The sequence below is a fragment of the Litorivivens sp. genome (assembly GCF_057445395.1).
Map to the genome: position 1 here is coordinate 36,347 of NZ_JBVBUV010000016.1, position 11,752 is coordinate 48,098.

The window sequence follows — 11,752 nt, forward strand, 5'->3', positions numbered from 1 at the left end:
ATAAGGCCCCACCGGGGCCTTTTTTTGGTTCTTTGAAAACGCAAAGTTACTATGAGCCTATGTTGCCTCAGGGCTAACCCGAGGGTCGCTGGCGCACCAGAAAATATCGTTTCCGTATTAGGAAATCTGGGCAATTCCCCTATAATGCACCCTTCGCTATTCACCACTCGTCGCACACAGGTACACGATGACGCCTTCTCACTGGCTCTCAGTTGCAGCACTCAGCTTTGGTCTGCTTACGGCCTCAGGCTGCTCCACACTGCCAGGAACGACAGCGCCATCGCCAGAGCTACAGGCCGCCATCACCTTTATTCAGGCGGGCGAACCCACAGCCGCGCTGCCCATTCTCTCGTCCATCGCCAACTCGGACACCGCACCTGAAACAGAGCTCGTCCGAGCGCGAGTGCTCGGCGCGATTTTGCAACTTGAGCGAGGCGAACCGGACAAAGCCAGATTACTCGCCGAGCAACTGGAATCCGACGATCCAAGCATTGACCTGCATCTGTACCAGCGCGCACTGCGGCTGGCAATTGACAACGCGGCGCAGGCACACAAGGCTCACGCACATCTACAAACCTGTGAGCGCAGCAATGATCGCCTGCGAGATGAAAAACAGTCTCTGGAAGGAACACTGAAAAAGCTTAGAAAGCTCTCTCTGGAGTAGGCTCTATCGCCGAGCCGGAAGCTAACGCGTCAGCTATCGTTTGTAGCAGTATGTCGCGCTCCACAGGCTTCACCAAATACCCTTGAACACCCATGATGTCGCCCATTTCTCGCTCGCCGAGCATGGATTGAATAACCACAGGAATGTCACACTGCTGAGAGTGCAGCTTTTCCAGCAATTGCCAGCCATCCATTTCCGGCATGACCACATCAAGTAAAATAAGATCCGGCGGGCTTGCCTGAATCTGCTGCAGCGCCTGTTCACCTGACGCGACTTCCTGCACCTGAAAGCCCGCCTGCTGCAAATGACGACAGCACAGTTCACGCGCCACAGGGTCGTCATCAACAATCAGTATGCGACAGGATGCTGGAAGAGTCATAGTGCCGACGGCAGCCCCATTGGGCAGCGACCCTGCGCTAAGTCTCGGCATCAAAAATGCAAAACGGGAACCCTGGCCCACGGTACTTTCCACCAGAATATCGCCGCCAAGCAACTCCGCAAATTTCTTTGAAATCGTTAACCCCAAGCCTGTGCCACCGTAAACCTTCGAGGTCGACAAATCGGCCTGAATAAATGCCTCAAAAACCTGCTCCATCTGCTTTGATGACATGCCGATGCCGCTATCAGTAACGGCGATTTCAATAAATGGCAAACCACCGCGTTCGACATCGCGCAAGCTTACGTCGATCACCCCTTCATGGGTAAATTTCGCGGCATTGCTCAGCAGGTTAAGGGCAATCTGGCGGAATCGAGTCACATCCGTTTCGGTTAACTGCTCGCTCAAGGCGTTATCATAGGTCAGGCGATTGCCATTGGCCTCCACCATCGGCTGAACGGTTACCAGCACTTCGTTCATCAGCTGCTCGATGTCCGCCGTCTCGCGATATACAGTCATTTTGCCACTTTCAATCTTGGAGATATCCAGCACGTCGTTGATCAGCGCCAGCAAATGCTGCCCAGCCGACAGGATCTTTTCCAGGTCTGCCTGCATCTCGCCAATCGGCACCGCACGGTCATCTTCAGCCTCTTCCAGCAGCATTTCACTGTAGCCAATAATCGCGTTCATGGGCGTACGCAATTCGTGGCTCATATTGGCCAGGAAACTGCTTTTTGCCTGATTGGCCGCATCGGCTCGCGCGCTTGCCGACTTCACTTCATTCATGGCAGTGCGTAAATTGCGCGCCATATGATTAAAGCTTTCAGCCAGCTGACCCAGCTCGCCTGCCAGTGGTGGCACCTGATAATCAAGATTCCCCCGCCCCCACTGCTGCGTTCCCTCGTGCAGCTTACGGATTGAGCGCAGGGTGAAGCTCACCAGATGTAATGCCAGAATGACGGTCAACCCCAAGGTCGCAATAAACACGCCCAACGTTATGCGGTTGGTCATTGCCACCGTATCGTTCAGCGACAGATTAATCGCCGAGGCTCTGTCAACCAGCGCCAACTCCACTGAAACCAATTGCTGCAATGCCGCACGGTACTCTCCCTGCAGCGTCAGTGGGCGCTCAATATCATCACCTTCGGCCAGATTGGCCAGAAATAGCTGCCAATCTGAGAGCAGCGTTTCGACTCCGCCAAGTACCACCGGGCGCTCCAGGGAATCCGCCAGCCGACTGCCGAGAAAAGCTAATCGGGCAATCATGGCATTGAGTGCATTTAACTGCTCGGAGGCTTCAGATACCGTTATCGGCAAAGATTCTCCAGTGTCTCCGAGTGTTTCAATAACCCGAATCTTGCGATGCATGGCATCAAGCTGCTGCTCAAACTCACGCAGCCCGGCCTGATCGCGCATAACCGCCTGCAACTCACTAAACAGCTCAGATCGCAGTTCGCTACCCCACAAATGAGCAAAAATATTGATCAGAGAAAGCACCAGAATGGCGCCAAATGAAAGAATCAGGCGACGCGTCAGGCTCACCGATTACGCTCCTGCGTCCAGATGGGCCTGAATCTTTACCAGTAAGCGTTTGAAATCCACCGGCTTGGTATCGTAATCGTCACAACCGGCAGCGAGGGCCCGCTGACGATCACCATCCATGGCGTGGGCAGTTAGGGCAATGATGGGAATCGCGGCAGTCTGCGCATCCGCTTTGAGCTCGCCAGCAGTTTGCCAGCCATCTTTAAGCGGTAGGCTCATATCCAGCAATATCAGATCAGGTGCTTGCGCCTGGGCCGCCGCTATCGCTTTCACACCATCCTCTGCAGTAATGACGGAAAAATCGCGCTTAACAAGCCGCCGACGCAGCATATCGCGATTCATTTCGTCGTCTTCAACCAGCAAGATGGTAGCCAAGGCACACGCTCCCCGAAGAAAATATCAGTGCGTATTATGGTGATTTTTCGCGATATTGATCCAACAGACTCCGCATTTTTCCAATACTGGAGGTCAGGGTCACATGGTAGCGCTGCTGTTCGTCCATTCCCATTACCCGCGCATAGGCAATGGATTCCTCGCCAACACTGGGCAGGCATAGCTGCACTTCTTCCAGCGCACACAAGGTAAGATCCAGCTCAATCAACAGATCCCGGCCGTTAAACGCAACCAGCAATCCAGTGCCCACATTCTGCGACAGGCGTTCGCCCTGCAGCAAACGCACTTCCAGCTCAACCGGTGTGGTGGTAGGCACCAGTTCACGCTCGGCATTGGGTAGGCTAATGGAGTACGGCTCACCAATAGCGGTGAGATCGTAAATTTTCAGCGGGTCACTAGCCCCCTTCACATCTACCTCCAGCATTTTGCGCCACTGGGCAGTGGCCCTCATATGCTGCAGGGTCTCAGCAGAGGCGAGCACTTGACCGCCGACTGTGCAACTCTCAATGCGCGAGGCAATATTCACATTGTGCCCCACTACGCCATACTTGGTTCGCAACTCAGAACCGACGTTACCCACCACCACGGCACCGGAATTGATACCAATACCTATATCAATGTCGGGCAAGCCGTTCTCGCGGTTAAAGGCGTTGACCATGGGCACCGCACGCTGCATTTCAAGCGCACAGGCAACAGCGTGATCGCTGTGCAATTCATCATTCACTGGCGCACCAAATATCGCCAGAATGCCATCGCCGATAAATTCATCCACCGTCCCTTGATAGGACATGATGATATCGGTCATCACCGCAAAATAGTTGTTCAACAGGCGAACACAGTCTTCCGGGCTGATCTGCTGGCTAATGACTGAAAAGCTGCGAATATCCGCCAACAAAATGGAAACTTCTCGACGCTCACCACCCAGAGTCAGACCATCGCCGTCGTAGAGCAGACGCTGCATCACATCGTTAGACAGGTAGCGCCCAAAGACTTTGCGGATAAAATCGTAACTCGCCTCAAGATTGGACAGGTAGGCAGATTCCTTATCCTCCCAAACCTTACGCTCCAGCAAGGCACCAACCCGGGCTCGCAGCAGCGTCGCGTTAACCGGTTTTACAATGTAGTCGGAAGCACCTGCTTCCAAACAGCGCAGGGCACTCTGCTCGTCCTTCACCCCGCTGATAATAATGATCGCCAGATGACGCCAGTTCTTGTCCTGCTTAATCCGACGCAACAGGTCGTAGCCGTTGATGTCTGGAAGAATCAGGTCCAGCAGCACTAAATCAATCGATTTGGTCGCAAGGGCTGCCAAAGCTTCATTGCCAGTTCTAGCCTCGGCCACTTCGATGCCCAGCCGATTGAGCTGCAACCCAACCAGCTCGCGGTTACTGTCGTTGTCATCCACCAGCAACACTTTGCGGCCAAAGGTGGCCTCGGTACGCGAGGCTGCGGTGGCATTTAAACTGTTTATCAGGTCTTCGACCGGAGAGGAGTCTGCCGACAGCTCGGTATCCAGGGCGGACAACGCGTCGAGGGTGGCGAGAAAATGTTCGGTGTGCTTGAGAATGGCCTTCAGGTCATTCATGGCGGGCGACGGATGGGCTACCTCGTCTTCCAGAATTTCCGCGTAACCACTGACCAACCCCACGGTATTGCGGATATCGTGGCGCAACGACGCAAAGGATTCGCCGCGCTCCAACATCTGCGCCAGATCGCGAACAAATACTTGAAGATCCCGCCCAGCGTCCAGCACGCGCCCAGCATCCTCACGATGCTCCAGCTGTTGGCGTTCGTCAAAATGCCGAACCACCTCAGTCGCATGCTCAATGATCTGCTTGGCCGCACCATGCAAGCTTTGGCACAAGTGATCCTGCTGGGATGTTATTGCTTTTGCCACCGCCAATACCGTCAATTCAGTAACCGGATACAGCCAAAACCCGACTGTGAACTGAAAGTATACCCAGAGTGTAACCCTCTGACACGACTTTAATTTCGCACCCTTCTGGACGATAAGGCCACGGCTATATACAATGCGCAACTTCTCACAGTCTGCGGCTAGCGCGTGGTCCGTTCCGGTAACGTGAAAGGCGCAATCCCAGAGCTCTTTGGGGGCCTTTAGCTCAGTTGGTTAGAGCGTCCGACTCATAATCGGCAGGTCGCTGGTTCAAGTCCAGCAAGGCCCACCACCCCCTCTTCCTGCAACAACCATCAAGCATCTGCGTCAGGCCGCGCTTGTCGCAACGAGTGATGCGGCTAAGCAAGTTCGGACACCCACTCGAGACGACCTACCGCACGACAAAACACCCCGCTGCCTAGAGTGTTTTTAGATATTCAATGATTGCCCGACGCTCGGTATCCGTCAGCACATCGCTGAACTCATGCCCCTGGTTGCCGTTACCCAGAATGCGGGTGTCATAGACCAGCCGCTTGTCGATACCTGCCGGGTCCGGGTCCTGAATGGTAACCAGACCGGCCCAGCTTAAGGTGCTGTTGAGGAAATTCTGCACTATCTGCTGCATGGAAGGCCCTTCGTCGCCACTGGGGCTGCAGTTGAGCTGATCGCTGCCGGGCATCTCACTGCAGGCCAGCGCAGTGTATTTCCAGCCGACGTGCTCAAAATCAAAGGCATTCAAGCTCTGGTCGAAGCCCTTGATCTGCACCCCGTTCACCTCTTCCACTTGAAGCTGGCGCTGCCAGATCGCGTCACGCTTGGAGGAGTCCAGCACAGCTTCCAGGGTAGGCACGGAACCATTATGGAAATACGGTGCGGTTGCCCAGACCCCATAGAGCGGCGGCGCCTGGTAACCGATGATTTCTTTCTGCCAGCCACAGGCGCCCTGATAGCGCATGTCGTCCGGATACAAGTCGTTCAGCGGTTCCTCCAGCGGATTACTGTTGGGCGGCTGGTACTTGGGATCAGCCTCGGGGTAGCCCCAAAACGTCGTGTCCCAGCCGCGCCGCAGCGTGGGGGTCAGCATATCGGAACGCGCCGGGTCGGTACCAATAACGTCAAGTTCGCTTATATGCGATGCAACGCCTTCCAATGCCGGATCGGCCAGAAAATTGTCGTCATGAACATAGCGCGGTGAATAGGCACCGTGACAGCTGGCGCAGGAGCCGTTGCCACCGGCAGGACGTGGCCGGTCGGCATTGCCCTCTTCGGCCCACAGATCCTTGCTGTGAAACAGCACGGCGCCCTGCTCTGCCAACGCGGTATCAATCGGTTTTGGATATTCCGGTGACTCCAGCGACAGGAAGAACGCCTCAAGGTGGTGATCCCATTCTTCGACGCGCTCGCGATAGCCCTTGCCATCCTGTGAGAACAGCAGCGAAAACTCGCCAGGGCCGGCCGCCATAATGATGCGCGTGCTGTCGTTGGAGACCCCTGCATCAAAGAACTTGCGCGGCCGCGACCCCATATTCCACCAGGGCGGTGTGTCCTGAGTGTGGGCCAACGGATGCGACACATCTTGCGCCCCGCTGTCGCCCTTCATGGTCTTCAGCGGATTAGGGTTGATACCGAGCGAATCCAGGTCAAGAATGGTATTGAGGAACTCAAACGCGCCGACCGCATTGTTCTGGCCGCGCTGCTTAATACCCACATTGAACAGAGCATTGGGATCAATGGCGGGTATCGCGCCACCGGCAATGGGTACTTCTTTGAAAGGATTGCCGTCGTGGGCAGCCATTACTACGTCATAATTGTTGTTGCCCAGCCCCAGATTCTGCAGTCCGATAAGCTGATCGTCGCCCGCGTAAGGGTCACCAATCTGACCGCCGTGGCAGGTATAGCAGGCAGTGGACGCCAGCACCCATTTATTGCCCCGCTCCACCATTCTCAGACCGAGCGGCAACTCCCCACTCCACTGCGACCTGTCTTTGCTTTCTTCACCGGGTAGCGGATAGGGGTTATCGAATGGCGCGCGGTTCAGACCGTAGCGCAGGGTGTAAAGCTCGTCGAAGTTTTCCGGGCGCTGATTCAGCCCCCAGTCCTGCCAACTGTTGCGGAAATTATCCAGCGTAATCGCGTCGCCGGCCAGCTCGTCCAGCAGGAAGCGCTTGCCTTCATCGCGGCGCCTGATGTACTCACCACAGGTGGTTGCCGGCCGTTCATCAACCAGCCATTTCGACTTGTGGCAGTCTTCCCACCAGCCGTTAAAGTGAACCGCGCGATCGCCTTGCACTGCCGGGCTGCTTTTCTGAATCAGAGTTCGCGGATCAGGTGGCAGAAGTTTGCTGCTGTTTGCGTCCTCACCCTCGCAGTAGCTGGCCCAGAGATGGCGTGCGCGTTTGCTGCCCAACAGTGGCAGCTGCTCTTCTTGAACGATATCTGAAAATACACAAGTACTAGGGCTGTCCCAGCAGGACAGCAGTGTCTTCATGGCCACATAGGATTGCGACGACGGCGGCCAAGGCTTGCTGCCGGCATGAGCCAGCGCGGGATCCGACGGCATGGCCAGCAAACGGTTATTATCCACTCCTTTGCCCAGCGTCTCCCAGGCCGCATAAAGCTTCTGATAGTCCGTGTCGAGTTCGGTCTTGCTCAGCATGAGAGCTCGGCCGCCCTCCTGATCTGCACTGGCACCGGGGACGTGGCAGATGCGGCAGTTTGCCAGGCCAGGCTGCACACTGCGGGCAAAAAATGCCTCCGCAGACTGGGGCTGCCCACCGCCCTGATGACTGCCTCCGCCGAGGCTGACGCCACCTGGGTTCTGCACCGCACCACGGCTGCTGCCGTCGTTGCAGCCCGCCACGAGCAGTATCAGGGTCAGCCCCATCAGTCTGAACGTGAGATCAGTTATTCCGCGCCCTTGCATAGCGTCTCTCCAGATGGCGAGCATGTTATTAGTGTTATCTCAGGCTACTGCAATCATACAAAAGTATGCTTGCTTTTTGTACACCTGTACGTTTTTCAAGTCAATCAGCATCGCGAAAACGGTAGCGCACCGGCAGGGAGTTCAAGCCGGAGACAAAGTGACTGGGGATGTATGCCGTCTCGCCCGCCAGCTCGATCGCGCTCAACTGGGGCAACAGCACCTGGAAGAAGACTTCAACTTCCATTCGCGCCAGATGCATACCCAGGCAGTTATGCCGACCGTAACCAAAGGCCAGGTGGCGATTGGGCGAGCGCGCGACATCAAAGACGTCCGGTTTTTCCAGCGCCGTGGCGTCGCGGTTGGCGGCATCGAAGAACAGCGCCACCGTATCGCCCTTGGCCAGTTTCACGCCTCGCAGCTCGGTATCGGCAAGCACGGTACGGGCGAAGTGTTTAACCGGAGTCACCCAACGGATCATTTCGTCGGCGGCACTGCGACAGAGATCCGGATTGGCCTGCAGTTTCTGCAGCTGCTCCGGGTTCTCCAGCAAGGCCTGCAGACCGCCGGCGATACTGGCACTGGTGGTGTCGTGGCCGGCCGTCGCCAGCAACACAAAATAGGAGGTCAGCGTAAAAGGGTCTAGGTACTCGCCGTCCAGTTTGGCCGACGACAGGACGCTGCCAATATCGTCCGCCGGATGGGCGCGCTTTTGCTCGATAAAGGCGGAGAAATACTCAGCCATCCCGTGCATGGTTTCCAGAAAAACCGCCGTGGCGTCTTTGCCCTCTTCTACGTAGGCATCCGGCGCAAACAGGCGCTGGGTCAATGTGAGAATCTTGCCTTCATCGGCTTCGGGAATCCCGATCATCTGCAACACAATGCGCAGCGGAAACCAGAACGCAATATCGGCTGCAAAATCGCATTGCCCACCCAATCCACGCATGCGCGCCACAAAGCTCTCGGCGATAGTGACCACATGGCCGCGTAACTTGGCGATATTCGCCGGCATAAACCATTCGCGGGTCACCTTGCGCAATGCCAGATGTCGATCGCCATCCATATGCACCAGGGTTTTTACACCCATCATGTCGCCAAAACGCTCCAGATTGGTCTGCTCCAGAGATTCCAGAATCAGCACGGCGCGCGGCTCGGCGCTGAACAGTTCCGGCGTGGATTCGATATACCGTATATCCTCATGCCGGGTAACAGCCCAATAGGGACGTATATCCGCCGGCTGTACCCGGCACACCGGCTCGTGTTCACGCAGATGGGCCAGCAGCGCGCGAATGTCAGCCGGTCGCTTGTAAGCAAGGGCGTCACTCAGTAGTTCAGGGCTCAGTTGTTCAGGATTCATTTTTTCAGTACTCACGGGAAACCCTCACAGACGCGTTTTAATACTGAGGCCAATTTGCCGCGGCTCGTTCAGATAGGCGTTATAGGAGCCCTCCTGTACGGGTGCCGCAAAGTAGATGGTGCGATAGGTCTGGTTCAGACAGTTTTTGCAGAACAAGCTGACATCCCATTCCGTGCCACCATAGTACTGAAAGCCTAACGCCGCATCCCACAGGGTGTAGGGACCTTGCGTGGGCTCGTCCGGCGTATCCGGGCTGGCCCAGTGCTCGCCGCTATAGGAGGCCGCCACCCGTCCATAGAGCCCGGCGTTAGCCGACAGCGGACGCGAATAGGTAGCGGCGGCAACCGCCGACAAATCAGGCGCCCGGGGCGTCTGCCGACCGTCCAGATGGCGCACCGCTTCCGGCGCATTGCCCAGATCGGAAAACTCCGCCTTGAGCCAGGTAATACTCAACTCGGCCCGCAGCGATTCGGTGAATTGCACCGTATTTTCAAGCTCAATACCACGCGACAAGGCTTCGCCGGTATTCTGGGTAAAAAAGTTGAAGCCATTAAAAAAGTTGATCTGCAGATTTTCGTACTGAGTGTCAAACAGGGCAATGTTGGTTTGAGCCCGCGAATCCCAGTAGCGGGTTTTCAGACCCAGCTCCCAACTACGCGCATACTCCGGTTCATAGGTGGTGTTATTGAGGTTTGCCGCCTCCTGAAACAGGTTCACAGCGCCGGCCTTATAGCCCTTGCTGAAGGTCAGGTAGCCCATGATGTCGTCGGTAAAACGGTACTGGCCCGACAGGGTGCTGGTCACCACGCTGCTTTCGTATTCGTCGTAGAAACTCGGGGAGTTGTAGATGGTATTCAAATCCAGCGCGTTGCGCGGGGTCGACGCATCGCCGGACGGCGGATCGCCGATCAGACCCGAGGCAATAATGGCCTGCGCCAGTTCAGAGTTGTACCAATAGACCTGATCGTAACCGCCCTGCTTACGATCCTCGCTATAGCGCAGCCCCGCCACCAGCGTAAAGCCGTTCTCAAAATCAGTCTGGGTATGAATAAATATCGCCGCGCTGGTGGAATCCTGATAATAATGATCTTCAATAATTTTCACACCGCGTTCGGCGGGAAACAGATCAAAGGACGTAAAGCCCACCGGGCCTCCGATGGTAGCAAACAGCGCGGTGCAGCCGAGCGTCATGCCGGGCGGGCGACATACCGGCGCTGTGCTGCCGGAATATCCCGCCATCTGGGCGGCGGCTCGGGTTACCAGAAAACTGGCGTAGTTATTGGAATCGGTATCGGACTCAAAAATTCGATTGCTCTCAAAAGTCTCTTCCGAGTAGTAGATACCGGCCACAATATCCACCGCCCCCCACTGGGTGCTGACATTCACCTCTTGGGACCAGAAATCGATTTCCGCCGGCTCGCTCAACGTGAGGATGTGGGCCGGACCAAAATCAGCGTCGCCCCGTACCTGTTCGTCAGTGAAGCGACGGACACCGGTTACCGCGCGAATATCCATAGACTCCAGCGCCCAGTCCAGTTTCCAGGTCAGGCCAATATCCTCACGCAATTCCTCTGAGTCCGCATTGTTATTGGTGAGACGTCGATCTTCAGCATAATCGGCGGTGTAGAACTCCAGCCCCCGGAGACCCGCGTAGTATTTCAGGTCCTGGGTCAGTGGTCCGCTCACCACCTGCACACTGCCCCAACAGCAGCCGGCATCGGATTTTGAATAATCCAGGATGAGCCAACTCTCCAGGGTATCGGTCACATCAAACAGCCACTGCACCTTGCCGCTGATACGATCCGTCTGGTTATAGGTGCGATTGCCCTGCTGGCGGCTGTGCAAAAAGCCGTCCTGACGATTGTTGACCACGGAGACACGCACGGCGCTGCGATCTCCCAGCGGCATATTCACCGCTGCGGCCGCATAACGCTTGTCAAAATTACCGCTTAGCATCTCGGCGCTGATGCCGAAGGCTTCGCTATCCGGTTTGCTGCTGGTCAGCGACAGCGCACCGGCAACCGTGTTCTTGCCAAACAGGGTACCCTGTGGACCGCGCAGCAGTTCCAGGCCGGCGATATCATTCATGTCCTGCAAGGCCATGGCGGAACGCGAGCGGTACACCCCGTCAATAAACACCCCCACCGCACCCTCAAAGGTGCGGCCATTACCGACCGTGCCAATACCGCGAATTTTCAGACTCGAGTTCTGTGAGCTCTGACCGGTATCAAAACTGATACTGGGGTTAACGTCGGTCAGATCAGAGACATCAAACACGCCCGCCTCGCGCATACTGTCTGCCGACATGGCCGTGATGGCGATGGGAACGTCCTGAGCGCTCTGACTGCGCTTCTGAGCAGTCACAACAACTTCTTCCAGCTGCGTCGCTGTGGCCCAGGATGACGTAAACGCCAGCATCATGCCGACAACCGAGAGCACACTGAATCTCATATTCCCCCCAGAACTGGGCTTACGCGCATCCCCGAAACAGCCGGGCGACAGCGCATTGCAGGCCATTCAATTATTATAATTCGCCAAACCATACATTTGGACATTTCTATTTTGTACACTTGTATGCTTTTGAGGTCAAGTGCTAAGATCGCAAA

The 11,752-nt window shown here is 56.1% G+C and carries 7 protein-coding genes and 1 tRNA gene; 2 read left to right on the forward strand and 6 right to left on the reverse strand.

Going from position 1 to position 11,752, the window contains the following annotated elements:
- Positions 1–187: 187 nt before the first annotated feature.
- The gene (locus AC222A_RS07045; protein ID WP_372750442.1) at positions 188–664 is read left to right on the forward strand and encodes a hypothetical protein; all 477 of its coding nucleotides are present in this window, start codon (positions 188–190) and stop codon (positions 662–664) included.
- Here AC222A_RS07045 and AC222A_RS07050 read toward each other — a convergent pair.
- The 3 genes from AC222A_RS07050 to AC222A_RS07060 are packed head-to-tail and all read right to left on the reverse strand — an operon-like array spanning position 642 to position 4,872.
- Positions 642–2,582: a response regulator gene (locus tag AC222A_RS07050; RefSeq protein ID WP_486774793.1), complete on the reverse strand. Its 1,941-nt coding sequence runs from the start codon at positions 2,580–2,582 to the stop codon at positions 642–644. The two genes, AC222A_RS07045 and AC222A_RS07050, sit on opposite strands and share 23 nt — an antisense overlap.
- Positions 2,583–2,585: 3 nt before the next feature.
- Positions 2,586–2,957 carry a response regulator gene (locus tag AC222A_RS07055; protein ID WP_372749443.1) on the reverse strand — a complete coding sequence of 124 codons (372 nt, stop codon included), beginning with the start codon at positions 2,955–2,957 and terminating at the stop codon, positions 2,586–2,588.
- A 34-nt stretch (positions 2,958–2,991) separates the two neighbouring features.
- The gene (locus AC222A_RS07060; RefSeq protein WP_372749442.1) at positions 2,992–4,872 is read right to left on the reverse strand and encodes an adenylate/guanylate cyclase domain-containing protein; all 1,881 of its coding nucleotides are present in this window, start codon (positions 4,870–4,872) and stop codon (positions 2,992–2,994) included.
- Between the two features lie 212 nt (positions 4,873–5,084).
- On the opposite strand from AC222A_RS07060, the gene AC222A_RS07065 reads away from it, so the two are divergent.
- Positions 5,085–5,161, forward strand: a tRNA-Ile gene (locus tag AC222A_RS07065).
- Positions 5,162–5,287: 126 nt separating this feature from the next.
- Here the strand turns inward: AC222A_RS07065 and roxC are convergent.
- The 3 genes from roxC to AC222A_RS07080 all read right to left on the reverse strand — a co-directional run bounded on the left by roxC (position 5,288) and on the right by AC222A_RS07080 (position 11,597).
- Positions 5,288–7,792: a putative rubber dioxygenase RoxC gene (gene roxC / locus AC222A_RS07070; RefSeq protein ID WP_486774794.1), complete on the reverse strand. Its 2,505-nt coding sequence runs from the start codon at positions 7,790–7,792 to the stop codon at positions 5,288–5,290.
- A 100-nt stretch (positions 7,793–7,892) separates the two neighbouring features.
- Entirely contained in the window at positions 7,893–9,161 is a 1,269-nt protein-coding gene (locus AC222A_RS07075) for a cytochrome P450 (protein ID WP_372797116.1), read from the reverse strand.
- A 9-nt stretch (positions 9,162–9,170) separates the two neighbouring features.
- The gene (locus tag AC222A_RS07080) at positions 9,171–11,597 is read right to left on the reverse strand and encodes a TonB-dependent receptor (protein WP_372781085.1); all 2,427 of its coding nucleotides are present in this window, start codon (positions 11,595–11,597) and stop codon (positions 9,171–9,173) included.
- Between the last annotated feature and the right edge of the window lie 155 nt (positions 11,598–11,752).

What these genes read in the sequence shown, in the direction of transcription:
- roxC (WP_486774794.1), bottom strand. Translation starts at nt 7,792, where the DNA reads ATGCAAGGGCGCGGAATAACTGATCTCACGTTCAGACTGATGGGGCTG.
- AC222A_RS07045 (WP_372750442.1), top strand. Translation starts at nt 188, where the DNA reads ATGACGCCTTCTCACTGGCTCTCAGTTGCAGCACTCAGCTTTGGTCTG.
- AC222A_RS07080 (WP_372781085.1), bottom strand. Translation starts at nt 11,597, where the DNA reads ATGAGATTCAGTGTGCTCTCGGTTGTCGGCATGATGCTGGCGTTTACG.